At 64.3% G+C, this 24,837-nt stretch carries 25 protein-coding genes; 11 read left to right on the top strand and 14 right to left on the bottom strand.

Annotation, left to right across the window (positions count from 1 at the left end; translation table 11 throughout):
• Positions 1 to 81 precede the first annotated feature (81 nt).
• Positions 82 to 1,875 carry an ABC transporter transmembrane domain-containing protein gene (locus ACILRA_RS04475; protein ID WP_395660890.1) on the top strand — a complete coding sequence of 598 codons (1,794 nt, stop codon included), beginning with the start codon at positions 82 to 84 and terminating at the stop codon, positions 1,873 to 1,875.
• 12 nt (positions 1,876 to 1,887) lie between these two features.
• On the opposite strand, the gene ACILRA_RS04470 is transcribed toward ACILRA_RS04475, so the two are convergent.
• The 9 genes from ACILRA_RS04470 to ACILRA_RS04430 form a co-directional block, all read right to left on the bottom strand.
• Positions 1,888 to 2,919 carry a peptidoglycan -binding protein gene (locus ACILRA_RS04470; RefSeq protein WP_395660889.1) on the bottom strand — a complete coding sequence of 344 codons (1,032 nt, stop codon included), beginning with the start codon at positions 2,917 to 2,919 and terminating at the stop codon, positions 1,888 to 1,890.
• Complete coding sequence (locus tag ACILRA_RS04465; RefSeq protein ID WP_395660888.1) at positions 2,920 to 3,993, bottom strand: flagellar motor protein MotA; 1,074 nt, start codon at positions 3,991 to 3,993, stop codon at positions 2,920 to 2,922.
• Between the two features lie 160 nt (positions 3,994 to 4,153).
• Positions 4,154 to 5,551: an NAD(P)(+) transhydrogenase (Re/Si-specific) subunit beta gene (locus ACILRA_RS04460; protein WP_395660887.1), complete on the bottom strand. Its 1,398-nt coding sequence runs from the start codon at positions 5,549 to 5,551 to the stop codon at positions 4,154 to 4,156.
• Between the two features lie 5 nt (positions 5,552 to 5,556).
• Positions 5,557 to 5,862: a proton-translocating transhydrogenase family protein gene (locus ACILRA_RS04455; RefSeq protein ID WP_395660886.1), complete on the bottom strand. Its 306-nt coding sequence runs from the start codon at positions 5,860 to 5,862 to the stop codon at positions 5,557 to 5,559.
• A 1-nt stretch (position 5,863) separates the two neighbouring features.
• Positions 5,864 to 6,979, bottom strand: a complete 1,116-nt coding sequence (locus ACILRA_RS04450; RefSeq protein WP_395660885.1) for a Re/Si-specific NAD(P)(+) transhydrogenase subunit alpha — start codon at positions 6,977 to 6,979, stop codon at positions 5,864 to 5,866.
• 16 nt (positions 6,980 to 6,995) lie between these two features.
• Positions 6,996 to 7,289, bottom strand: coding sequence for an aa3-type cytochrome c oxidase subunit IV (locus ACILRA_RS04445; RefSeq protein ID WP_395660884.1), 294 nt, complete (start codon positions 7,287 to 7,289; stop codon positions 6,996 to 6,998).
• Positions 7,290 to 7,378: 89 nt separating this feature from the next.
• Positions 7,379 to 7,912, bottom strand: a complete 534-nt coding sequence (locus ACILRA_RS04440; protein ID WP_395660883.1) for a GNAT family N-acetyltransferase — start codon at positions 7,910 to 7,912, stop codon at positions 7,379 to 7,381.
• Between the two features lie 158 nt (positions 7,913 to 8,070).
• Positions 8,071 to 9,849, bottom strand: coding sequence for a M3 family oligoendopeptidase (locus ACILRA_RS04435; protein WP_395660882.1), 1,779 nt, complete (start codon positions 9,847 to 9,849; stop codon positions 8,071 to 8,073).
• Positions 9,850 to 10,185: 336 nt separating this feature from the next.
• Positions 10,186 to 11,994, bottom strand: coding sequence for a heavy metal translocating P-type ATPase (locus ACILRA_RS04430; protein ID WP_395660881.1), 1,809 nt, complete (start codon positions 11,992 to 11,994; stop codon positions 10,186 to 10,188).
• A gap of 272 nt (positions 11,995 to 12,266) precedes the next feature.
• Between ACILRA_RS04430 and ACILRA_RS04425 the strand changes: the two genes are divergently transcribed.
• The 4 genes from ACILRA_RS04425 (at position 12,267) to ACILRA_RS04410 (ending at position 18,378) form a co-directional block, all read left to right on the top strand.
• Entirely contained in the window at positions 12,267 to 13,772 is a 1,506-nt protein-coding gene (locus tag ACILRA_RS04425; RefSeq protein ID WP_395660880.1) for a sigma-54-dependent transcriptional regulator, read from the top strand.
• A gap of 87 nt (positions 13,773 to 13,859) precedes the next feature.
• Entirely contained in the window at positions 13,860 to 15,728 is a 1,869-nt protein-coding gene (locus ACILRA_RS04420; RefSeq protein ID WP_395660879.1) for a murein L,D-transpeptidase, read from the top strand.
• 275 nt (positions 15,729 to 16,003) lie between these two features.
• A complete protein-coding gene (locus ACILRA_RS04415; protein WP_395660878.1) occupies positions 16,004 to 17,488 on the top strand; it encodes a DUF882 domain-containing protein in 1,485 nt (494 codons plus the stop codon).
• A gap of 116 nt (positions 17,489 to 17,604) precedes the next feature.
• Complete coding sequence (locus ACILRA_RS04410; RefSeq protein WP_395660877.1) at positions 17,605 to 18,378, top strand: N-acetylmuramoyl-L-alanine amidase; 774 nt, start codon at positions 17,605 to 17,607, stop codon at positions 18,376 to 18,378.
• Positions 18,379 to 18,387: 9 nt separating this feature from the next.
• Here ACILRA_RS04410 and ACILRA_RS04405 read toward each other — a convergent pair whose 3' ends face one another.
• From ACILRA_RS04405 to ACILRA_RS04395, 3 genes are read right to left on the bottom strand one after another with little or no spacing between them, the layout of a single operon-like run.
• Entirely contained in the window at positions 18,388 to 18,660 is a 273-nt protein-coding gene (locus ACILRA_RS04405; protein WP_395660876.1) for a DUF2312 domain-containing protein, read from the bottom strand.
• A 17-nt stretch (positions 18,661 to 18,677) separates the two neighbouring features.
• Complete coding sequence (locus ACILRA_RS04400; protein ID WP_395660875.1) at positions 18,678 to 18,977, bottom strand: DUF1244 domain-containing protein; 300 nt, start codon at positions 18,975 to 18,977, stop codon at positions 18,678 to 18,680.
• Positions 18,978 to 19,003: 26 nt separating this feature from the next.
• Positions 19,004 to 19,756: an N-formylglutamate amidohydrolase gene (locus ACILRA_RS04395; protein WP_395660874.1), complete on the bottom strand. Its 753-nt coding sequence runs from the start codon at positions 19,754 to 19,756 to the stop codon at positions 19,004 to 19,006.
• 146 nt (positions 19,757 to 19,902) lie between these two features.
• On the opposite strand from ACILRA_RS04395, the gene ACILRA_RS04390 reads away from it, so the two are divergent.
• On the top strand, positions 19,903 to 20,331 hold the full coding sequence (locus ACILRA_RS04390) for a DUF1036 domain-containing protein (RefSeq protein WP_395660873.1): 429 nt from the start codon (positions 19,903 to 19,905) through the stop codon (positions 20,329 to 20,331).
• Positions 20,331 to 21,767, top strand: a complete 1,437-nt coding sequence (pyk, locus tag ACILRA_RS04385; protein WP_395660872.1) for a pyruvate kinase — start codon at positions 20,331 to 20,333, stop codon at positions 21,765 to 21,767. The genes ACILRA_RS04390 and pyk overlap by 1 nt, the downstream gene beginning before the upstream one ends.
• A gap of 86 nt (positions 21,768 to 21,853) precedes the next feature.
• Here pyk and ACILRA_RS04380 read toward each other — a convergent pair whose 3' ends face one another.
• Positions 21,854 to 22,504, bottom strand: a complete 651-nt coding sequence (locus ACILRA_RS04380) for a tetratricopeptide repeat protein (RefSeq protein ID WP_395660871.1) — start codon at positions 22,502 to 22,504, stop codon at positions 21,854 to 21,856.
• 97 nt (positions 22,505 to 22,601) lie between these two features.
• Positions 22,602 to 22,727 carry a type B 50S ribosomal protein L36 gene (gene ykgO / locus ACILRA_RS04375; protein WP_111195955.1) on the bottom strand — a complete coding sequence of 42 codons (126 nt, stop codon included), beginning with the start codon at positions 22,725 to 22,727 and terminating at the stop codon, positions 22,602 to 22,604.
• 120 nt (positions 22,728 to 22,847) lie between these two features.
• Between ykgO and ACILRA_RS04370 the strand changes: the two genes are divergently transcribed.
• From ACILRA_RS04370 to ACILRA_RS04355, 4 genes are all read left to right on the top strand, one after another.
• Positions 22,848 to 23,063 carry a hypothetical protein gene (locus ACILRA_RS04370; protein ID WP_395660870.1) on the top strand — a complete coding sequence of 72 codons (216 nt, stop codon included), beginning with the start codon at positions 22,848 to 22,850 and terminating at the stop codon, positions 23,061 to 23,063.
• A gap of 16 nt (positions 23,064 to 23,079) precedes the next feature.
• Entirely contained in the window at positions 23,080 to 23,520 is a 441-nt protein-coding gene (locus ACILRA_RS04365) for a MaoC family dehydratase (protein ID WP_395660869.1), read from the top strand.
• 51 nt (positions 23,521 to 23,571) lie between these two features.
• On the top strand, positions 23,572 to 24,024 hold the full coding sequence (locus tag ACILRA_RS04360; RefSeq protein WP_395660868.1) for an RbsD/FucU family protein: 453 nt from the start codon (positions 23,572 to 23,574) through the stop codon (positions 24,022 to 24,024).
• Between the two features lie 5 nt (positions 24,025 to 24,029).
• The coding region (locus tag ACILRA_RS04355) for a ribokinase (protein ID WP_395660867.1) at positions 24,030 to 24,837 on the top strand (808 nt) is incomplete at its 3' end.

Genomic DNA, 24,837 nt, shown 5'->3' with positions numbered 1-24,837 from the left:
GCGCAAGATCAATGGCTTGAGCATGATCTTTTCGCAAAAGTGGTTTCCACTTTTGCGGATCATGCTCTAGAACACGGATCCATGAGCAGTCCCTATGAAGACGAGGCCCGGCGCAGGCCCCGGGGCCGGAACCTCCGGCCGCTGCTGCGCCTGACCCCATTCCTGCGCCGCTACAAGCTGCAGATGGTGATGGCTGTGCTGGCGCTGCTGGCAGCGGCCGGTGCCACGCTTGCCGTGCCGGTGGCCATCCGGCGCATCATCGACAACGGGTTCACCACCGAGAACGCCGCACTCGTCGACCGCTATTTCATGGCCATGTTGGCGGTGGTGGTGGTGCTGGCGCTGGGTTCGGCGCTGCGCTTTTACTTCGTGATGTGGATCGGCGAGCGCGTGGTGGCGGATGTGCGCGACGCCGTGTTCAGCCATCTCCTCAAGCTCAGCCCCGGCTTCTTTGAAACCCAGCGCACGGGCGAGGTGGTCTCCCGCCTCACCGCCGACACCACACAGATCAAGGCCGCCTTCTCCTCAACCGCCTCGATCGCGCTCCGCAACGCCGTGATGCTGATCGGCACCATCGTGATGATGGTGGCGACGAGCCCGAAGCTTGCCGGGCTGTCCCTCCTCGCGCTGCCGCTCGTCGTGGTGCCGCTGGTGATCTACGGCCGCCGGGTGAGGAACCTGTCGCGGGACGCGCAGGATACGCTCGCCTCCTCCGCCGCCTTCGCGCAGGAGCGGCTGCAGGCCGTTACCACGGTGCAGTCGAACCTGCAGGAGGAGACATCGCGCAGCGCCTTCGCCGCCGCGACGGAACAGGCCTTCGCCGCCGCCGCGCGGCGCACGTTTGCCCGCGCCGTGCTGACGTCGCTCATCATCGGGGTGGTGTCGGGCGCCGTCGTGGCGCTTCTCTGGTACGGTGCCAACGAGGTGATTTCGGGCAGGCTCACCGCCGGAACGCTGAGCCAGTTCCTGATCTATGCCATTCTGGCGGCAAGCTCGATGGGGCAATTGTCGGAAGTCTGGGGCGAGGTGCAACTCGCCGCCGGCGCTTCCGAGCGCATATCGGAACTGCTCGACGAACAGCCGCAAATCGCCGCCCCGGCCGTGCCCCAGCCTCTGCCCCAGCCGCCAAGGGGCGAAGTGGCGCTCGACAGGGTGAGCTTTTCATATCCCACCCGCCCCGGCACACTGGCGCTTGAGAATGTCTCATTCACGGTCAACTCCGGCGAGACGGTGGCGATCGTCGGGCCATCAGGTTCGGGCAAGACCACGATCTTCGCACTCGCCCAGCGCTTCTTCGATCCCCAAATGGGACGTGTGCTGGTCGACGGTATCGATGTCCGCAAGGCCGACCCCCAGGAGGTGCGCGCACGCATTGCCGTTGTCCCGCAGGAGACCGTGATATTCTCCGGCAGCGTCATCGACAATATCCGCTTCGGCAAGCCGGAAGCGCCGGAAGAGGAGGTGCTGGCGGCCGCGCGCGCAGCCCGGGTGGATGAATTTGCCGAAAGGCTTCCCGCCGGATACGACACGCAAGTGGGCGAGCGCGGGGTGACGCTGTCAGGCGGCCAGCGCCAGCGCATTGCGATTGCGCGCGCCATCCTGCGCGATGCGCCGATCCTGCTTTTGGACGAGGCGACGAGCGCGCTCGACTCCGAGAGTGAGCATTTTATCCAGCAGGCGATCGAAAAGCTCACCGCCAACCGCACGACGCTGGTGATCGCCCATCGCCTGGCCACCGTGCGCAATGCTGACCGCATTCTCGTGCTCGAAAACGGCAAGCTCGCCGCGGAAGGCAGCCACGCGGAACTCATCACCTCGAGCCCGCTTTATGCGAGGCTGTCGAAGCTGCAGTTCTCGTCACCGGCAACCGAGTGACGGTGCGCGCCGTCAGCGCTCGGTGAGTTTCAGCTCGATCCTGCGGTTCCGCGACTTGGCCTCTTCCGTCGAGCCCGGGTCGATGGGCTGGAATTCGCCGAAGCCAGCCGCAACCAGGTGCTGGGGCGACACGCCATTGGCGATGAGGAAGTTGACGACCGCGATGGCGCGCGCCGCCGACAGCTCCCAGTTGGAGCGGAACTGCGCCGACTGGATGGGGTCCACATCGGTGTGGCCGTCAACGCGCAGCACCCAGGCGATATCGGGCGGAATCTCGCTCTCAAGCTGGCGTACCGCCTCGGCCAGTTTCAGCATTTCGGCCTGGCCCTCGGCATTGAGCTCGGCGCGGCCCTTCTCGAACAGCACCTCCGCCTGGAACACGAAGCGGTCGCCCACCACCAGGATATCGGAGCGCTGAGACAGGATTTGCCGGAGCCTGCCGAAGAATTCCGAGCGGTAGCGTGTGAGCTCCTGCACGCGCTGGGCCAGCGCGGAATTGAGCCTGCGGCCAAGGTCGGCAACCTGCGCTTCGGAAGCGCGGTTCTTGGTCTCGGCATCGCTGAGCAGCCCGTTCAGCGTCTGCAACTGGCGGCGCATGGCGGCAATCTGCTGGTTCAGCAGCTCGACCCTGGCCAGCGCCTCGGAGGAAATCTGCTTTTCCTTGTCGAGCGTGGTCTGCAGACCGCTGATCGCAAGGCTGGCGCTGTTGCCCTCTTCTCCGGCGGCCGTCAGAAGGGCGGAGAGATCGGCCGCCTTGCTCTTCTCGGCGGCGAAGTCGTCCTGCAGTGACACGAGGTTTGCCTCGACGTCCTGCTTCGCCGCCTTTTCAAGGGCAAGCAGCTGGGTCAGCTCGGCGATCTGCGACCGCAGCTGGCCCAGCGCTGAATCCTGACCCGATATCTCACGCGCCAGCAGGAACTGCGCCACCATGAACACCGACAGGAGGAAGGTAATGACGAGCAGGAGCTGCGCCATCGCATCCACGAAGCCCGGCCAGTAGGCCTCCTCTGATGCACGCCCGCGCCGCCTGGAGTGACCTGCCATTTAGGGACGCTCGTCCTCGGCGCGCGTCCTTGCACTGCCGCGGGCCAGAGGCCCCGTGGCGCGGATCAGGAGGCGCTGGATTTCGTTCTGCTGGGTCTGCTGGCCCTGCGCCCACTGGCGCACCAGCTTTTGCTCCTCGCGCATCTGCGCCACGAGATTGGCCACCGCATCGGCAAGTTGCTCAATCGATTCCGCGCCACCTTCGATGGTGGTGGTCGATCCGTTCCCGGAGGCAGGCTTGTTGCTCTCGAGCGTGGAGGTGAGCCTTTCCACCGCGCGCTGCAGCGACTGCAGTTCCGAGCGCAGCAGCTGCGGCGCGATGCCAGAGACCGGCGCGGCGGAGTTGTTCTGGCTGTCGCCTGCCTCGATGTCGGTCATGGAGGACAGCCAGTCTTCGAGATCAGTGTAGAAGCGGTTTTGGGCCTGGGCCGCCTTGAGGTCGAGAAAGCCGAGGATCAGCGATCCGGCCAGTCCGAACAGCGATGACGAGAAGGACAGCCCCATGCCCTTGAGCGGCGCCTGCAGGCCCTGCTTGAGCTGGTCGAACAGCGTGGCGGACTGGGCGGCCGTCACGTCGAGGCCCTCGATGGCGCCGCCGATCGAGCGCACCGTCTCGAGCAGGCCCCAGAATGTGCCGAGAAGGCCGAGGAAGATCAGCAGCCCCACCAGATAGCGCGACATGTCGCGCGATTCGTCGAGGCGGGAGGCGAGCGAATCGAGAAGGGAGCGCATCGACACGGGCGAGAGCACCATGTCCTTGCGGTTCTTCAGCATCATGGCCATGGGGGCGATGAGCTCTGGCGGCTTGGATGGGTCTTCCTTGTCGCCGCCACGGAAGCGGTTGACCCAGTTCACCTCCTTGAACAGGCGCACGACCATGCGGAAGGAATGAAACATGCCGAGAAGGAGCGTGAAAACAATCACACCGTTCAGCACCGTACTGGCCACGAAGGCCTCGTAGAGCCCCGGAAAGATGACCGCGACAAGAATAGCAACGAGCATGGTGAAGACCACCATGTGCACGAGATAGACCCGTGGCGGTTCGAGAGGTTGTGTTTCCGCCAGTTCAGCCATGTGATGCCCGATTGCCGCCCCTGCTTGTGTTGCCTAAGTCTAGACGATTGCGAGGCGGAAGGGGAGAGGCCATCTCACCTCCGCCCCGGATCCATTACAAGCGTGCGGTCTTTCAACTTTTGATTGCAGGAAATCGTAACGGTGTTTCCGGCTGCCGCGCTTACGCCATGCCCTTGTTGATCTCTTCCGTCATCTTCTTGGCATCGCCGAACAACATCATGGTGTTGTCGCGCCAGAACAGCGGGTTGTCGACGCCGGCATAACCCGACGACATGCCGCGCTTGATAAACATTACCGTCTTGGCCTTCCACACCTCGAGAACCGGCATGCCGTAGATGGGCGATTGCGGGTCGTCCTTGGCAGACGGGTTGGTCACGTCATTGGCGCCGATGACGAAGGCGACATCCGCCTGGCCGAAGTCGGAGTTGATGTCTTCCAACTCGAACACTTCGTCGTAAGGCACATTGGCTTCCGCCAGCAGCACGTTCATGTGGCCGGGCATACGGCCCGCCACCGGGTGGATGGCGTATTTGACGCTCACACCTTCCTTCTTGAGATGGTCCGCCATTTCGCGCAGCGCATGCTGGGCCTGGGCCACCGCCATGCCGTAGCCCGGCACGATGATGACGGAAGCAGCGTTCTTCATGATGAAGGCCGCGTCGTCCGCCGAGCCCTGCTTCACGGGCTTCGCTTCGCCCTTGGCCGCCGGACCCGCACTCTCGCCGCCGAAGCCCCCGAGGATGACGGAGATGAAGGAGCGGTTCATGCCCTTACACATGATGTAGGACAGGATCGCACCCGAGGAGCCGACCAGCGCGCCGGTGATGATGAGGGCCGTGTTATGCAGCGTAAAGCCGATGCCCGCCGCCGCCCAGCCCGAATAGGAGTTGAGCATCGACACCACGACCGGCATGTCAGCGCCGCCGATGGGGATGATGAGCAGGAAGCCCAGCGCCAGCGAGATGACGATGATCAACCAGAACCACAGCCACATCGGGTTCATGTAGAACAGCACGATGCAGGCAACGAGCGCCACGCCGAGCGCGATGTTGATGAGATGGCGCGCCGGCAGCATGATCGGCGCGCCCGACATGCGGCCATCGAGCTTCAGGAAGGCGATGATGGAGCCGGTGAAGGTGAGCGCGCCAATGGCGGCGCCAATCGACATTTCGATGCGGGAGAGCGGCTGGATCAGCCCGTCGCCGGCCACGATGTGGAAGGCGTCCGGCGCGTAGAAGGCGGCAGCCGCCACGAACACGGCGGCAAGGCCCACCAGCGAGTGGAAGGCAGCGACCAGCTGCGGCATGGCCGTCATGGCGATCTTCTTCGCCGCATAGGCGCCGATGCCACCGCCGATGGCGAGGCCCAGCACGGTGAGGCCGATGACCAGGGGCGACAGCTCCATGGTGGCGAGCGTCGTCAGGATGGCGATGGTCATGCCGACCATGCCATAGATGTTGCCCTGGCGCGATGTGGCGGGAGAGGACAGGCCCCTCAGCGCCATGATGAACAGCGCGCCGGAGACGAGATAGAGAAGGGCTGCGAAATTGGCCGACATGCCGATTACTTGTCCTTCTTCTTGTACATGGCGAGCATGCGGCTGGTGACCATGAAGCCGCCGAAGATGTTCACTGACGCGAGGATCAGCGCGAGGAAGCCGAACACCATGGCGGTGATGGAGCCAGACGCCAAGGCGCCGACACCGACGGCCAGAACCGCACCCACCACGATCACCGAGGAGATGGCGTTGGTGACGCTCATCAGCGGCGTGTGGAGTGCCGGCGTTACGTTCCAGACCACGTAGTAACCCACGAAGACTGCCAGCACGAAGATGCCGAACAGCGAGACGAACGGATCGATCGCTTCCATATCACTTGGCTCCCTGGAACATGGGGTGCACCAGCGCGCCGTCACGCGCGATCATCGTGCCCTTGATGCAGTCGTCGGCGTCATCAACCTTGAGGGTTCCGTCCTTCTGGATCATCAGGTCGAGGAAGTTGGCAAGGTTCTTGGCGAAGAGCGGCGAGGCGTTGCCCGCGAGCTTGCCCGCGAGGTTGACCGTGCCGACGATCTTGACGCCCTTGTGCTCAACAATCTCATCGGGCTTCGACAGCGGGCAGTTGCCGCCGCGCTCCACCGCGAGGTCGATGATGATGGAGCCGGGCTTCATGCTCTCGACCATTTCCTGGGTGATCAGCACCGGCGCGGGGCGGCCGGGGATCAGGGCCGTGGTGATGACCACGTCCTGGTTCTTGACGTGTTCGGCGACAAGTGCGGCCTGCTTGGCCTTGTCTTCCGCCGAGAGCTCCTTGGCATAACCGCCGGAGGTGGCGGCATCCGCGATGTCGGCATAGACGAACTTGGCCCCTAGGCTCTTCACCTGCTCTTCCGTCGCCTTGCGGACGTCGGTGGCGGAGACGATGGCGCCCAGGCGGCGCGCCGTGGCGATGGCCTGCAGGCCCGCGACGCCCACACCCATGATGAACACCTTGGCGGCGGCAACGGTGCCAGCGGCCGTCATCATCATCGGGAATGCACGGTTGAAGTGATAGGCGGCATCAATCACCGCCTTGTAGCCCGCGAGGTTGGCCTGGGAGGACAGGATGTCCATGGCCTGGGCACGGGTGATGCGCGGCATCAGTTCCATGGCGAAGGCCATGACGCCGGACTTGGCGATGGCCTCGAGGCCAGCCTTGTCGCCATAAGGATCAAGGCCACCCATCAGGATGGCGCCCGGCTTCAGGGATGTCAGGAGTTCAGCGGACGGGCGGCGGATAGTCAGCACCACGTCCGGATTGTCAAAGCCGTTGCTGGTGATCTTGGCCCCGGCCGCGGAGTAGGCCGCATCCGTGATCGATGCACCCCGGCCAGCACCTGCCTGCACCCAGACCTCGGCACCTTTCTTGACGTAATTCTTAACAGTGTCGGGGCTGGCCGCAACGCGGCTCTCCCCAACTTGAGTTTCCGTGGGGATCGCGATTTTCATGAGCCCGCCCTGCTGGTCAGGCCAACATTACGGTGGTCAGCAAACCGTAGATCACCAGCCAGCCAACAGAAAGCTTCCAGCTGCCCCCGACACGCAGGTCAATGATCAGCGCCAGCGTGCCAATGATGAGCCCGCCAAAGCCAACAAGCAGGTTGGTGCCAGCGGCGATGAAGGCGAAGGCCACCAGCGCTACCATGACGTAAAGGCAGAAGATGGTGCCCGCGATGGAGCCCTTGATGAAGCCATCATAGGTCTTCGCATGCTCCTCGAAGCCATGCGAATGCGTTCCGGTAGACCCGTGTTCGGCCATGATTCCTCTCAACTGGGATAGCGTTTGGGAAGGGTTCTAGCCAGTCCCGGCCCGCCCCGCAAGGCATGGCCTCCCCGCGCGGCGATCGGTCACGCAAAATGGGCCAGTTGGCCAAGGTTTTCAAAGATGTAGATCGATTCATCGAGGGCATGGCCGTGCCATTGGTAGGTGTCCGGCCGCACGAAGCGCGCACCCAACGCTTCGTAGAAGGCCCGGGCCCCGTGATTGGCCGTCAGCACCCCGACAGACAGGGCCCTGCCGCCCCGCTCCAGCCAGGCCCGGGCCGTCAGCCCCATCAGCGTCCGGCCGATGCCGCGCCGGTGGTGACGTGCGAGGATATATAACGCAAAGATATGCCCGTCGGCTCCTTCAGCGAGCGGCTCCGCAATCTGCCCAGCCCGAATGAAGCCCGCTGCCTCGCCCGCTGCTTCCGCCAGGAAGGTTGCATTGCCGCTCTGTGCGAGGTAGCCGCGCCATCGGGTGGTGCGGTCCGCCATGTCGACGCTTACGATAAGCTCGTCCGGCACGATGCCGGCATAGGCTTCACGCCAGCAGGTGACGTGAAGGCCGACGATTGTCTCGGCATCATCGACGTTGGGGCTGCGGTAGGTGAGCGGCATCATTTGCGTCCTCCTCTCAACTCAATTTCTCTCCCCCAGCGGGGGAGAGGGAAGGGTGAGGGGGTCTGTCCGCGCGTGAGACCATTGAGTGTTGAAACTCGCGGCCACCGCCCCCTCACCCCTGCCCTCTCCCCCTACGGGGGCGAGGGGGAAGGTTGGTGTTACATCTTCTCCAACTCGTCGATCATGCCGGAAATCACCGACAAGCCCTTGTCCCAGAAGCCGGGGTCGGATGCGTCGAGGCCGAAGGGCTTCAACAGGTCCGAATGGTGCTTGGTGCCGCCGGCCTTCAGCATCGTGAAATACTTCTCCTGGAAGCCCTGCTCGCTCTCGCGGTAGCGGGCATAGAGCGAGTTCACCAGGCAGTCGCCGAAGGCATAGGCGTAGACGTAGAAGGGTGAATGAATAAAGTGCGGGATGTAGGTCCAGAAGGTCTCGTAGCCTTCCCCGAAGTTGACGCCGCTTCCAAGGCTTTCCGCCTGCACCTCGAGCCAGATGGCGTTGAGCTGCTCCGGCGTGAGTTCACCCTCCTTGCGCGCGCTATGGACCTTGCGCTCGAAGGTGTAGAAGGCGATCTGGCGGACGACCGTGTTGATCATGTCCTCGACCTTGGAGGCCAGCAGCACCTTGCGCTTCTTGGGGTCCGTGGTCTGCTTCAGCAGCGCCTGGAAGGTCAGCATCTCGCCGAAGACGGAGGCCGTTTCGGCGAGCGTCAGCGGGGTCGACGACATGAGCGGGCCCTGGCTTGCCGCGAGAACCTGGTGCACGCCGTGGCCCAGCTCATGGGCGAGCGTCATCACGTCCCGCGTCTTGCCGAGGTAGTTCAACAGCACATAGGGGTGCGCGGAGGGAACGGTTGGATGCGCGAAGGCGCCCGGCGCCTTGCCGGGGCGGGACGGCGCGTCGATCCAGTTCTTGTCGAAGAAGGTGCGCGCGATTTCCGCCATCTGCGGATCGAATGATCCGTAGGCGGACAAGACCATGTCTTTCGCTTGCGCCCACGGCACCTCGCGCGTGTCTTCCGCAGGCAGCGGCGCGTTGCGGTCCCAGTGCATCAGCTGGTCTTTGCCGAGCCATTTGGCCTTCATGCGGTAGTAGCGGTGAGACAGTTTCGGGTAGTTGTTGCGCACGGATTCGACCAGTGCTGCCACCACCTCGGGCTCCACCCGGTTCGACAGGTGGCGGGCATCGGCGATGTCCTTGAATCCGCGCCAGCGGTCGGAAATATCCTTGTCCTTGGCCAGCGTGTTGGTGATGAGGGTGAAGAGCTTGATGTTGGCGCCGAAGGTTTTCGCCAGCGCATCCGCACCCGCCTTGCGCTTCGCCTCGTCCGGGCTCTGCATCAGGTTCAGCGCCGGCTCCAGCGTGAGGGTCTCACCATCAACCTCGAAGCGCAGCCCCGCCATGGTCTCGTCGAAGAGGCGGTTGAAGGCCGCGGCAGAAGTCTGGGATTTTTCGAGGAAGAGCTCTTCCAGCTTGTCATCGAGCTGGTAGGGCTTCTCCTTCCGCAGGTTCTCGATCCACGGGCGGTAATGCGCGAGTGCGGGAACCTGCATCGCCGTCGCGAGGGCTTGATCCTCGATGCGGTTCAGCTCGAGCTCGAAGAACAGCAGAAGTGTGGAGATCTCGGTGAGCTTCGCAGAGACGTCGCCATAGAACTTGCCGCGCTGCGAGTCGGTCGTATCGCCAACATAGTAGAGCTGGGCATAGGAGCCGGTACGGCCAAGGAGATCTGAGATCGCCTCATAGTCCTTGAGCGCCTGAGCCAGTTCCGCCCCGCCCAGCCCCGCGAGCCTGCCGCGATACGTCTCGGCGAAGGCCTTCGACAGATCCTCCCCCTTCTTCATGTCGCGCACGAAATCGGGAGAGTCCGGCGAGGCGTAGAGGTCGGCAAGGTTCCATTCGGGAAGTGGTCCGAGGTTCGGGGCGGCAGCGGTCATGTCGGTTCCTTCGCGTGAGACTCGGGGTGATATGGCCCAGCCGCCGGGGTTCGGCAACCACTGCGCCCGTTCCTTAACCGAGAATTCATCGAGACGGCAGGGCATAAGGGTGTGCACATGGCCAAGCTTTGGACGACACCACCATGAGCCTGCGTCACTGGCCTTATGTCTTCTCCCGCTCCTTCAGCGGGAGAAGAAGGGACCCGTTGCGAAACGCAACGGGGAGATGAGGGGAAGCCGGGCACGCCGGAGCCTGCGGCCCCTCACCTTCCCCAACTTCGTTGGGTCCCCCTCCTCTCCCGCGCCGCGGGAGAGGACGAGCGGGGGTGCGGGTAGCTACCTCAGCGCCCGCAGCGCGTTGAGGATGACGGCGACGTCGATCGCCTCCTGGAGCAGTGCGCCCTGGACCACGTTGATGTAGCCGAAGGCGGCGGCCAGCATGGCCGCAAAGGACAGCCCGAGCCCCACGAACACGCTCTGGACGGCGATGGCGCGGGCGCGGCGCGCGGCGGAGAGGCCCTCGGCGAGGCGCGTCAGGTCGTCGACCAGCAGCACGGCATCGGCCGATTCCGTGGCGGCGGCGGAGCCCGTGGCGCCCATCGAGATGCCGACATCCGCCGCGGCCAGCGCTGGCGCATCATTCACGCCGTCGCCCACCATCAGGGTGATGCCGTTGCGGCGTTCCTCCAGCACGATGGCGACCTTTTCCGGGGGCGTAAGGCCGCCGCGCAAGACGTCGAGGCCAAGATCGCCCCCGACCCTGTCGACGACGGCCTGGGCATCGCCCGAGGCCAGAACGATGCGGCTGATGCCTGCAGCCCGCAGGCTGGCGAGTGCGGCGGGCGTTTCCTGGCGCACGGCATCGGCCAGCAGGAGATGCCCCGCAAGCCGGCCCGAAACGGCCACGGCGGCAAGCGCCATTCCCGGCGGATGGGCGGGCCTATCGAGCGTAAGACCGATCTGCCGTGCGACGAAGTCATGCCCGCCGACGACCACATTCTGCCCCTCAACCTCGCCCGCCAGCCCCTCGCCCGCCGTCTCCCGCACCTTCTGGGGGAAGGACAGGCGAAGCCCCCTGTCATGGGCGGCCTCGACGATCGAAGCGGCTGTCACATGGGCCGAGGCCTGCTCGAGAGAGGCGGCGAGCCTCAGCACCTCATCCTCTGGAAGCTGTCCGGTGGGCCGGATCGCGGACAACGCCGCGCGGCCCCGCGTCAGCGTGCCCGTCTTGTCGATGACGAGGGTGCTGGCGCGGGCCATGGTCTCCAGAACGGGCCCGCCCTTCATCAGCACGCCGCGGCGGGCCGCCTTGCCCATGCCGGAGACGATGGCGACCGGCACCGCGAGGATGAGCGGGCAAGGGGTTGCCGACACCAGCACGGCCAGCATGCGCATATGGTCGCCGGTCAACGCCCATGTTCCCCCCGCCAGCGCCAGGGTGACAAGGAGAAAGGCCAGCGCATAACGGTCCGCCAGCCGCACCATCGGCGCCTTGGCTGCCTGGGCAGCCTCCACCAGGCGCACGATCCCTGCATAGGTGCTTGCCGATGCGGGCTTCAGGGCCTCCATGTCGAAGGCGGTATCGAGCGAGCGGGCACCGCTCTGCACCGCCGCGCCCTCAAGCGCCCGCGACGGCACCGATTCACCCGTCAGCGCGGCAAGATCGAGCAATGCCTTGCCGGAGGAAATACGGCCGTCCACCGGCACGATGTCGCCCTGGCGGATCAGCAGCCGGTCACCGGGGCGGATGGCGTCGATCGCCACTTCCTCGAGGTGGCCGTCCTGGTAGCGGAGCGCCGTCTTGGGCACCCGCGCCAGAAGTGCGCGCATGTCGGCACGCGCCCGGTTCGCGGCGAAATCTTCGAGGAGCTGGCCCCCGGCATACATCAGCGCCACGACGCCCGCCGCCAGGGTTTCACCGAATGCCAGCGCCGCAGAAATGGAGAGCCCGGCCACGAGGTCGAGCCCCACCTCGCCACGCAACAGCGACGTGACGATTTCGCTCAGAAGCGCCGCGAGCACGAGACCTGCGGCCACCCCCCAGATCAGGTGCTGAAAGCCGGCAAGCCCGAGCTGTGGCGCAGCGATACCCCCGGCAAGACCCAGAAATGCGACGCCGAACAGGAAAATACGGAACGGGTTCACATGGCCTCCTCAACAGGGCGAAGCTTGCGCGCAACCGGGCACAGCTGCAATGACGGGGATCAAGAAACCGCCGCGCAGGCGCTGCGGCAGCGCAAACGAAGCCCTTTTTACAATCGAATTCAATGTCCCCAAACGCGGCTTGTCATTAACAGCGCCTTTACACTTGGCTGGCAGGGTGAGCCCAGATGCCGTGGCGAGTCGCCTGCCAGCCGGTCAGAAACGGTGGCGGACATCCCGGCAGATTGACGGTTTTTGAAAGAAGTTCGCATCGCATGGCTGTCCGCGTTCTCATCGTCGAAGACGATCCGGCACAACGCAGAATTCTCGAGGAAATGGTCAGGCGCTTCGGCTGCGACCCCATGCCGGTGGATGGGGGGCAGAAGGCGCTGGACGTGCTGAGGAGCCCATCCGGGGGCTCGATCGAGCTCATCATCCTCGACCTCAACATGCCAGGCATGGACGGGCTGGAGTTTCTCGAACGCCTGCAATCGGTGCGTGGCGACCTGCCGGTGATCGTGCAGACGGCGCAGGGCTCGATCGAAACGGTGGTCAAGGCCATGCGCGCGGGCGCGGATGACTTCGTGGTGAAGCCGATCAGCCCGGAACGGCTCAAGATCTCCATCCAGAACCTGCTGAAGGTGAATGCCCTCACCGAGGAGGTCAAGCGGCTGAACAAGAAGGTAGGCGGTGCGCTGACCTTCCGCGACCTCATCGCCTCATCGCCCGCCATGGCCAATGTGATGCGGCTCGGCAAGCGCGGCGCGCAGTCGAACATCCCCATGCTGATCGAGGGTGAATCGGGTGTCGGCAAGGAAATGATCGCCCGCGCCATCCAGGGCGAGAGCGAGCGCTCCGGCCGGGCCTTCGTTGCCGTGAACTGCGGCGCACTGCCCGAAAACCTCGTCGAATCGATCCTGTTCGGCCATGAAAAGGGCGCCTTCACCGGCGCCACATCGCGCCACATCGGCAAGTTCCAGGAGGCTGACGGCGGCACGCTGTTCCTCGACGAGGTGGCGGAACTGCCGCTCGACCTGCAGGTGAAGCTGTTGCGCGCCATCCAGGAGGGCGAGATCGACCCCGTGGGCGCCAGGCGCCCGGTGAAGGTGAACATCCGGCTGATTTCGGCCACCAACCGCAACATGATCGAGATGGTAAAGGCCGGCCAGTTCCGTGAGGATCTCTATTACCGGCTCAACGTCTTCCCCGTCATGGTGCCGCCGCTCAGGGACAGGAAGGAAGACATCCCGGAACTGGTGATGCATTTCATCACCCGCTTCGCAGCCGAGGAAGGCCGCAAGGTGCGCGGCATCGCGCCGGAGGCGCTGGCATTGCTCAGGTCCTACACCTGGCCCGGCAATGTGCGCCAGCTCGAGAACACGGTGTTCCGCGCCATGGTGCTGTGCGAGGGCGACCGGCTCGACATCCAGGACTTCCCGCAGATCGCCTCACTCGTCGAAGGCTATGAGATCAAGATACCGCCTGCCCCGCAGCTGGCGCCGAAGCCCGCCCTGCCGCAGGGAACGGCCGCCATCGCCGGGGGCGCTCCCCTGCCGCGCCGGGGCGGGCCCGCCGTCGCCGACGGAATAGCCTACGGCATCCCCGTGGTGACCGAGGGTGGCCACATCCGCAAGCTCGAGGACGTCGAGGCCGACATGATCCGCCTCGCCCTGACGCGCTACCAGGGGCAGATGTCGGAGGTGGCGCGCAAGCTTGGCATCGGACGGTCCACGCTCTACCGGCGCATGAAGGACCTGGGTCTCGAGGAAGCCGCAGGATAATTCTGGAATTGCCGGGAATTTGATTTCCTGACCCGGCCGCCTCGCGCTAAAGTGAGCAATGAGGGGCAGCCGTCTGGTGGGACTTACATGAAACCGTTTGTTAAGTTGTGTGCCGCGTCGCTTCTCGCGCTAGCTGTCCTGGGCACCGGGATGGCGGAGGCTGAAAAGCCTGCCAAGAAGCGCAAGCCAACCTTTCTTGAGCAAGTCTTCGGCGGCTCCGCCGAACGCCGGAAAACCGGCCGCAGCATCTTCGGTATCCGCACCGGTTCCAAAGCTGCCGAAAAGAACACGCCCATCGCGGTGGACGACCAGGATCCCGAGGGCGATCGCGGCATCGGCATGGGCAACCTGCGCTATGTGGCTCCCCGCCTCGTGGCGATGAACGGGATCACGCTGGCGGAGCCCCGCCCGCTCGATCCCGCAGCAGGCGCCATCCATGACCAGCTGGCGGGAAGCGGCCCTGCCCTGCAGGTTCTGCCGAAAACACGCGAAGCGGTGATCGAAACCTACCGGCAGCGCGGCTTCAAGCCGTTATGGGTTGCGGAGGGCACGCTCTCGGACCGCGGCAAATCCGTGCTGTCGCTCTTGTCAGCGGCGGCGGATGAAGGACTTGACCCCACAGCCTATCTGCCTTCCGTCCTGACCAGTTTCGATCAGACCCTGCCGGTGTCTGACCCGTCCGCCATGGCGCGGCTCGACATCGATCTCTCCGCTGCCGCCGTCCGCTATGCGCGGGACGCGTCTGGCGGCCTGTTCGACCCCCGCAAGCTGTCTGCCTATAATGACGTCGACTCGGACCCGGTGACTGGGGACAAGGCAGCCCGGGTGCTGGCATGGTCACCCTATTCAGCGGATTATCTTAAGTCGCTCCACCCCACGCACCCCTCCTATGCGGCCATGAAGAAGGCCCTCTCGGACCTGCGCGCCAAGCCTGGCAGCGCCGCCGCCGCGCCCATACCGGACGGCGAACTGGTGAAGACAGGGGGCAGCGACCCGCGCATTCCGGCAGTGCGCCAGAAGCTTGCCGAGCGCGGCTTTACGGGCGCGGAGGCCGCGCCGGGATCCGATCCACTGCTGTTCGACAAGGAACTGTCGGCCGAGTTGCGCCTGTTCCAGAAGGCATCTCACATCAAGGTGACGGGCATTCTTGGCCCGCAGACCGTGGCCGCCCTCAACGCCGATCTCACCGCGCAACGCCAGGCGAAGCTCATCAACAACATGGAGCGCCTGCGCTGGCTGCCGCGCGAGCTCGGCAAGCGGCACATCTTCGTCAATCAGCCGGCATACACCGCCGATGTGATGGAGAACGGCAAGTCGGTCTGGTCGACGCGGGTGATCGTTGGCAGGCCCACGACCCAGACCGCTGTGTTCCATGACGAGATGGAACTCGTGATTTTCAACCCCTCCTGGGGGGTGCCGCCGTCCATCATCGCCAAGGAGTATCTGCCCAAGCTCCGCCGCGACCCCGGCTATCTGGACCGGCTGGGCTTCAAGGTGGTGAACCAGAAGGGCAAGGTCGTTCCATCGCGTTCGGTCAGCTGGTCAAGCTACGGCAACAAGATCCCATACGGCATACAGCAGCCGCCGGGCGAGAAGAACGCGCTGGGCGAAGTGAAGTTCCTGTTCCCCAATTCCCACAACATCTACATGCACGACACGCCGAGCCGCGAATTGTTCGACGAGGAAGAACGTGCCTTCAGCCATGGCTGCGTGCGCGTCCAGAACCCGCGGGAGTTCGCCGCCGTCATCCTCGGCTGGGACCAGGCAGCGGTGGACAAGAACATCGCGACCCCGAAAAGCGAGGCGGTGCGGCTCAAGGAGAAGATCCCCGTGCACCTGACCTATTTCACGGCCTGGCCGGATGAGGCCGGCAACATGCACTATTTCGAGGACATATATGGACGCGACAAGGCCATGTCCGACGCCCGTTCCGTGGTGACGGTGGCGCAGCGCTGAACCCGAAAGGCGGCGGCGAACGGCTGGAGATATGCGGCAGGACTGCGGGCGCGCAATGGATGTCCACAGTTTAAGCGCCCGTTAATCATGAGCATTTACCATTCCCTAGTGCCGCCTCAAGGTGGCCTTAATCTTGTTTGAAACGCGCATTCAGTGTAATCCAAATGTCCGGCAGGGATTTTGGGCTGGCTGAACGGGGTACCAGAGGAACCGGAATTCCGGTCGGTAAGTGGGGTATGGGTTTGGACTGCAGCAAAGCCGGACATCGTAAAACTTTGATTCAGCGCTGGAAAAAGTCGTTCGCATCCGCCGCAGTCATCGCGGCACTTGCGGCAGGCGCTTATCTTGGCTGGAATGCGCCCGCATTGTCGGGCGGCGAAACGCGCACCATTTCGATTTACCAGATCCACACCAAGGAAAGCCTGACGGTCACCTACATGAAGAACGGGAAGTACATCCCGTCCGCCATGAAGAAGATCAACTACATCCTGCGTGACTGGCGCCGCAACGAAGTGATCGCCATATCGCCGAGGACCATCGACCTGATGTGGGAACTGCACGCCGACCTCGGCTCGAAGCGCCCCGTCCACATCGTTTCAGGCTACCGCTCCCCCAAGACCAACGCCTTCCTGAAGAAGGTGGGCCGCAACGTGGCCCGCAAGAGCCAGCACATGGTCGGCAAGGCCATCGATATCTATTTCCCCGACGTTCCCACGGAGAAGATGCGCAATTCGGCACTCGTCCGCCAGGTGGGTGGTGTGGGCTATTACCGTTCCGGCGGTGGCCCCACGGGCTTCCTCCACATCGATTCGGGGCGCGTACGCCACTGGGGCCCGGCCATCAGCCAGAAGCAGATGGCCCGCATCATGCGTGACTACAAGAAGACCGTCGGCGCGCGCCTGAACAAGAAGGGCATGAAGGCGGTTCCCGAAGTCGAGATCGCCCAGGCCGACACCACCGCCGCAGGCCTGCCATCCCAGCAGGAGGTGGCAGAGTCGGCCGCCAAGAGCAAAAAGAAGATCCCGATCGAGAGCGCCTACACGGAGGACGACGAGGAACTCGCCGGCATGAGCGAGGATGCCTCCGCCGCGCCGAAGAAGCCGAAGGCCAAGCCTGAGGAGGCCGAACCTGAGGTGGCTGAGCAGGTTGCCGAGGCACCCGAAGGCGTGAACCAGGGCTATCCCGTTCCGCGTCCGCGCCCCAAGCCCATCGAGGTTCTGATGATGGCGGCGGTCAACATGAAGATCGAGCCCGCGGCAGCACCCCCGCCCGACCAGATGGCCCGCAGCAAGCCACAGGTGCTCGACGGTAACGCCATTGGTGTCATTCCGGCGCCGGAGGCGATCCTGGACGAGCCGCAGTCCAACGTCGCGGAGAAATCCAGCCTTGCCGAAGAACTTCGCAACGGCGAAACCGAGGACGTTCCCGTCATCCGCTCGATCAGCACTGCCTCCGCGGGCGGCGACATCTTCTGGTGGCCGCAGCAAATGATCTTCGATGCAGGCAAGGCCGTGCGCCGCGATGGTGCGGCCCAGCAATTCACCAAGTCTCCGCTTTCCGACCTCTTGCCCGGCGTGAGCCAGGCGCAGGCGGAACCGGTTGAAACACAGCGGCTGGCCGTTGCCGGAACGGGTCAGGCACCGGCAGAACAGGTCACCGCCTCGGAAGGCAAGGGCGACATGCTGGTGGTGAACCGCGAAGGCAAGGGCAGCCTGCTGAGCATCCCCCCGCTGCGCAAGACGGTGGCCAACCAGAACTGACGAAACAACTCATCCGACCCTGAGGGGCCGCCAGCTTGGCGGCCCTTTTTTCGTCAAGAGCCCCGCACAAGCCCGGCATGGAATGATGGCGCCATTCATGGCAGGCAGGAAGGCTGATGCACCTTTTGAAGCAGTTGGCGTGGCTCGCCTGTCTCTTCGCCCTCGGTGTTGCGCTGCTGCCCGCCACGGCGCGCGCCGAATGCATCAGGGGTGGATTTCCCATTGCCGTGGACATCGGCCATACGCCGGAGGATCCGGGGGCGACGAGTGCCCGCGGCATACCGGAATTCGCCTTCAACATCGCCCTCGGCCGCGATGTGGCGGCAGCCCTCGGGGAGGCCGGATTTCCGGCCCGCCGCATTCTCGTTTCCGGAAAAGGCAGGGAGCAATTGTCGCGCCGCGTGTCGGCAGCGCGGGCGCTGTCCCCTGCCCTGGTGGTGTCGATCCACCACGATTCGGTTCAGGAGAGATATCTCATGGACTGGCAGTTTGCCGGCCGGCGCGGCAGGTACTCAGACCGCTTCGCGGGCTTCTCGATCTTCGTGTCGCGCGCCAGCCCGCACTTCCAGGAGAGCCTCGCCTTCGCCACGGCGCTGGGCCGGAGCCTCACCTCTGCCGGTATTGCCCCTTCGATGCATCACGCGGAGAACATCCCGGGCGAGAACCGCGCCATCCTCGACCAGCAACATGGCGTGTTCGAGTTCCGCAACCTGAGGGTTCTCAGGGATGCCGCCGCACCTGCCATCCTGCTCGAGGCGGGACTCATCGTGAACCGCCAGGAGGAGATCGAACTTGCTTCGCCCGCGCGCCGCAAGCTGGTGGCCGGCGCCATCGTGGAGGCGGTCACGGCCATCTGCGCAAGCCGTGGCAGAACGCTGGTGCTCAGATAGGCCGCGCTGTCAGGCCGCCTCTTCCGCCTCGCCGGGGATCATCCCGAGCGCTGCCATGTAGACATCGAGCATGGACTGCTCTTCCTCGCGCTCCGAGGCCTCTTTCTTGCGCAGCGAGATCACCTTGCGCAGGATCTTGGTGTCAAAGCCATTGGCCTTCGCCTCGGCATAGACTTCCTTGATGTCGCCGGCGATCGTCTTCTTCTCCTCCTCGAGGCGCTCGATGCGCTCGACGATGGACTTGAGCTGGCCATGTGCGAAACTGGTCTTGGTTGCCGTCATGTCGGATGTTCCATATATCAGTGCTTGTGCGACTGGGCGAACTTCGCCTTCTGCTCGTCGGAGGCGCCGGACTGGTTCTTTGCCTTCCATTCCTCGTAGGGCATGCCGTAGACCATGGTGCGGGCCTCGTCACGCGTCACAGGAAGGCCGCGGGACCGGGCTTCCTCCTCGAACCAGTTGGACAGGCAGTTGCGGCAGAAGCCGGCGAGATTCATCAGGTCGATGTTCTGCACGTCAGTGCGGCCGCGCAGATGGTCCAGCAGGCGGCGAAAGGCCGCCGCCTCGAGTTCAGTCCGTGCCGTGTCGTCGATGTTCATGTCATGCCCTCGCAAGTCCCGGGCGATTACCGGGTTTCATACATAATGGGTTCGATCACCTTCGCCACCCGTTCGACCCACTCATCCACACCTGTTTTGGCGGCGATCAGGTCCTGGCGAACCTCGATCAGCGCATGCGGCAGTCCTGCCCTGGTGCCGTGGATATTGAGCGTGTCGCCCTCCAGCGCACCGTGATAGGGCTCATTGTCGCCCACCACAAGGTCACCCTGGGCAAGGAAGCCGCGGATCATGGCGCGTGCCACGTCCTCGTCGCGGTCCCACAGGATGCCGGCGTGCCACGGCCTCTGCCATCCGCGCCAGACCGGCGTGAAGGAATGGATCGAGACCAGGAAGGGAACATGGCCCTGCGACCTTACCCCCGCCACGACCCCCGCGATCGCCTGGTGGTAGGGCCGGTGGAAGAGGTTGATGCGGCGGGCACGCTCCTCCTCGTCCACCTCGCGGTTGCCCGGGACCACGGCCCCGTCCGACAGGCGCATGATGAGGGTGGGATCGTCCATCCCCCGGTTCGGGTCGATCAGGAGACGCGAGAAGCAGGACAAGACCGCCGTGGCGCCGAGGCGCCCCGCCAGACCGCGCGTGAGGGCCGCGGCGCCAATGTCATAGGCGATGTGGCGCTCGAACTGGCGGGCATCGAGCCCCAGGCCGCCATATTCCTCAGGGACCCGGTTGGAAGCATGGTCGCACAGCAGGACGAGCCGGCTATGCCCTTGTCCCGCTACAATTTCGCAAGGTTCGAACATGGATATCTTTGTCATGGACTGAGCATATAGATGACGCTAATTCCTCAGTCACCCGTCGCGCCGCGCCATGCCGGGCGGCCCTCGAGGCCTGAGGATTGACGCGGCGTGCCCAGGCAGGAATTGTTATGAACGATTCGCGGAACTTATCCGGAGGCGGCAGAATGCTTCGCAATATTGCGCTCGCGGCGGGAGCGCTGACGATTATGGGTTTCATGTCGCTTCCTGCGCAGGCGGACCTCAAGCTGTGTAACCAGACCGAGAGCCGCGTCGGCGCGGCGCTGGGCTACAAGGACAAGCAGGGCTGGGTGACGGAAGGCTGGTGGACGGTCGAGCCGCAGAAATGCGTGACCTTCCTGAAGGGACCGCTGATCGCCAGGTTCTATTATGTGTTCGCCGTCGACTACGACAAGGGCGGTTCATGGGGTGGCAACTCCATGATGTGTACGCGTGACAGGGTTTTCACCATCCGCGGCATCGAGAACTGCGAAGCCCGCGGCTACCGGAAGACGGGCTTCTTCGAAGTCGACACCAAGGAGGAAACGGACTGGACCGTTTCACTTTCAGGCGAAAAGACCACTCAAGGACAGTAATGCGCCGAAATCGCAACGTGAAGATCGTGGCTACGCTGGGACCGGCGTCGTCATCCCCCGAGATGCTGGAAAAGCTGTTTCTGGCCGGCGTCGATGTTTTCCGGATCAACATGAGCCACACGCAGCATGACCTGCTGCGCCAGCTGCATCATGACATCCGCGCCGTGGAGGCAAAGCTCAAGCGGCCCATCGGCATACTGGCCGACCTGCAGGGACCCAAGATCCGCATCGGCACATTCGCCAATAAGGAAGCAAAGATCGCGTCCGGTGATACCTTCATCTTCGATACTGACAAGACGCCGGGCGATGCGACCCGCGTTTGCCTGCCCCACCCTGAGATCTTCGCCTCCGCGCAGGTGGGCGACAATCTGCTGCTGAACGACGGGCGGTTGCGCGTCGAGATCGTCAAGGCGGAACCCACCAAGCTGACGACCCGCGTGATCTTCGGTGGCACGCTGTCAGACCGCAAGGGCGTGAACCTGCCCGATACGGTGATCCCCATCCCGGCCCTGACGGAGAAGGACCGCTCCGATCTCGAGGCCGCCGCATCAGCCGGCGTCGACTGGATCGCACTCTCCTTCGTGCAGCGCGCCGACGACGTGGCAGAGGCAAGGAAGCTGATTGCCGGACGCGCAGGCGTGATGGCGAAGATCGAGAAGCCCGCTGCCCTTACCGTGCTGGACGAGATCCTCGAGATCTCTGATGGGCTGATGGTGGCGCGCGGCGATCTGGGCGTCGAGCTTCCGCTCGAAACCGTGCCGGCCCGCCAGAAGCAGATCACGCGCGCTGCACGCCGCGTGGGCAAGCCCGTGATCGTCGCCACGCAGATGCTGGAATCCATGATCGTCGAGCCGGTCCCGACGCGCGCCGAGGTCTCCGACGTGGCCACCGCAGTCTATGAGGGCGCAGACGCCATCATGCTCTCGGCCGAGAGCGCAACTGGCGCTTGGCCCGACAAGGCGGTTGCCACCATGGACCGCATCGCACAGGCCGTTGAGCGGGATTCTCTCTATCGCGGCATCATCACCGCGCAACGCTATGAGCCGCAGCCAACCAGCGCCGATGCGATCTCTGGCGCTGCCCGCTCGATCTCGGAAACACTCAAGCTCGCGGCGATCGTCTGCTTCACCGGCTCGGGCTCCACGGGTCTGCGCATGTCGCGCGAGCGGCCGGACACGCCGGTGATCGCGCTGACCCCCATTCCCAACACGGCCCGCCGCCTTGCACTCGTGTGGGGCCTCCACTGCGTGCTGACGGAAGACGCGCGCGATCTCGACGACATGGTCACGCGGGCGACGCGAATCGCCTTCGAGGAAGGCTTCGCCGACCAGGGCCAGCGCATCATCATCACCGCCGGCCTGCCACTCGGCACGCCAGGCGCCACCAACATGCTGCGCATCGCCTATGTCGGAAAGGGCGGCCTGTCCGGAAGCTGAAGAGGTTCCTGCCCGCCGGTTGCTCAAGCAATTGATCTTGCGCGCGTTCTTTTCGACCAGGTGATTTCACCTGGTCGGAACGCGCGCTAGATCCCCTGCTCCAGCCGGTCCAGCGCCTTGAGGGCGTCCTTCACCTGTTCGAGCGTGGGGTTGACGGCCAGCGCCTGTTCATAGGCATCGCGGGCGGCAGAATAGTTCTTCTGACGCACGAGGATCACGCCCTTTCCGGCCAGCGCGCCGAAGTGGCGCGGCTCGAGGTCGAGGACTTTTTCGATGTCCTTCAGCGCCTGGTCGTCACGCTTCATCATGAAATAGAGCGTCGCGCGCTTGTTCCAGGCTTCGGCAAAATCAGGATAGGCGCCGACCAGCGTGTCGAGGATCGAGAGGGCCTCCGCGGGGGCGCGGTCTTCGACGGCGCGCACGGCCTGCTGCAACAGCACCTCCGCCGTGGGTGAGTCGGAGGCGGCCCACAGCGACCAGATCTTCTGCTCGACAGTGTCGCTGCGCACGCCGGGACGGCGCAGGCTGGCGAACAGGATGTCCAGCTGCTGCGCCCGGACCTCAGCGGGTTTCATGGGCTTTTCGGCCGGCGGCGGAGCTTCAGCCTGGGCGTCCGGCAGCGGCGGAGCCTCTTCCGTAAGGGACGGAATGTCGTCGGGCAAGAAGTCGTGTTCCTCGTCCGCAATCGCGGGCAGGCTGAGGGCGAGGAGAACCGAGAGGGCGATGATGGAGCGCATGGATCTCATCCTACGCCCACCATCATTCCAACAAAAGAGCGCCGTGCGCGGCACCCCGCCCACGGCGATCACAATCCCGTCAGGACGACGTCGAGACTCAGCCCTGGCGCGCCTTGAAGCGCGGATTGGTCTTGTTGATGATGTAGATGCGGCCCTTGCGGCGCACCATGCGGTTGTCACGGTGGCGCTTCAGCAGCGACTTCAAGGAATTACGGACTTTCATGGACTTCACCTGATATTTCGGGCAGAAGGAGCGCCACGCCCCGGACCGCCGTTAAACATTGGCGCGATCCTTAGCGGGGTGGCCCGAAGCTGTCAACCAATCCGCCCGAACAAGATACCCATGTCACATACCCTGAACTTATGGATCACCCTCGGGGTGCTTCTCCTCAGCGCCGCCACGATCGTTCAAATGGTACGTCTGGAACGGCGCCCGCGCGAGCGGCTCGAACCCCGGCTGATCCCCACAACGCCAGTGATCATCATCTTCACCTTTATTGGACTTTTGGCGCTGGTGCATCTCGCCAATCTTTACGGCATACACACGGGGCGACGCTAACTCTGCCCAGGCTTCCATGCTGCCTCCCAGCCAGACGCTCTATTACGAAGACCTCGCCCTCGGCATGACCGAGACATACGTGAAGGAGGTGAAGTCCTCCGACGTGGTGGGCTTCGCCGAAATCTCGGGTGACCGGAATCCGATCCACCTTTCCGAGCATTTCGCCGCGCGCACCCCCTTCGGCGGGCGAATCGCCCATGGCCTTTACACCGCGAGCCTGATTTCTGCGGTGATCGGCACCAGGCTTCCGGGGCCGGGCGCCGTCTACCTGTCGCAAACCTTGAACTTCAAGGCGCCGGTTAGGATCGGCGACATGGTGGAGGCGAGCGTCGAGGTCGTCGAGCTCGTCGAGAAAGGCCGCCGGGTGAAACTCGCCTGCCGCTGCCGTGTGGGCGAAACCCTGGTGCTGGAAGGCGAGGCCCTGGTCAAGGTGCCAGGCAAGCCCGAGGGATATTGACTCCTGCCACCGCCTCTCTAGCTTTGCCTCAAAATCCTCGGGAGGACTTCCATGCTGCGCAACTTCGACAACCGCCTCAACGCGGACGTGATCCGCTGTCTCCGCGCCATGGGGCATGGCGATGACCTCGTCATCTGCGACACGAATTTTCCCGCCGACCAGGTGGCGCGCCAGACGGTGACGGGCGAACTTCTGCGCATGGACAATCTGACTGCAGCGGAAGCAATCGACGCCATCCTCTCCGTCCTCCCGCTCGACAGCTTTGTCGACAAGCCCGCCTCGCGCATGGAAATCGTGGGCAAGCCCGGCGAGGTGCCGCCCGTTCAGGCGGAGGTTCAATCAGTGATCGACAAGTGGGAGGGCAAGCCCTGGCCCATGGGCTCGATCGAGCGCTTCGCTTTCTATGACGCGGCGCGCAAGTCCTATGCAGTGATCGTGACGGGCGAGACGCGCTTCTATGGCTGCTTCATCCTCAAGAAGGGCGTGATCCCGCCAAAGGGCTGATTGTGATGAAGCAGGGCATTGCCATTCTCGGCATCTTCGTCGCCGACCTCGCCTTCCGTGCCGGACGCCAGCCCGCCATGGGCGAGACGCTCATGGGCTCAGGCTTCAAGATGGGGCCGGGCGGCAAGGGCTCGAACCAGGCGGTCGCGGCGGCACGCGCTGGAGCGCGGGTGAGCTTCATATCGCGGCTGGGGAAGGATGCCTTCGGCGACATCGCACTTGCCACATGGAAGGCGGAAGGCATCATCCCGCGCGTGGCGCTCACAGCAGATGAGCCCACGGGTGCGGCCTATATCTTCGTCAGCGACGAGACGGGCGAGAATGCCATCATCGTGGTGCCCGGTGCTGCGGGCGGCATCAGCGCCGATGACCTGGAGCGGGAGCGTGAAGCGATCGAGAACGCGCGCGTCTTCGTCACCCAGCTCGAGCAGCCGGTGGAGGCTGCGCTGCGCGGGCTCGAAATCGCCAGGGCGTCTGGCGCTATCACAGTGTTCAATCCCGCCCCTGCGGCAGCCGTGCCGGACAGGCTCCATGCGCTTTGTGACTACGTGATCCCCAATGAGACGGAAGCCGCAGATCTGACCGGGATCGCCGTCACCGGGATCGCGGAGGCGAAGAAGGCGGGCGATGCGCTGCTGGCGAAGGGAGCGGGCACCGCCATCATCACGCTGGGTGCAAAGGGGGCGTTGTTTCACAATGCGTCACAGTCGGTGATGATCGACGCCTTCCATGCCGGGAAGGTGGTGGAAACGGCAGGTGCTGGCGACAGCTTCGTGGGCGCGTTTGCTGCGGGCCTCGCCGAGGGCATGGACC

This window comes from Aestuariivirga sp. (assembly GCF_044239095.1).
Lineage (GTDB): Bacteria > Pseudomonadota > Alphaproteobacteria > Rhizobiales > Aestuariivirgaceae > Aestuariivirga.
This window is presented reverse-complemented; position numbering and strand designations above follow the sequence as displayed.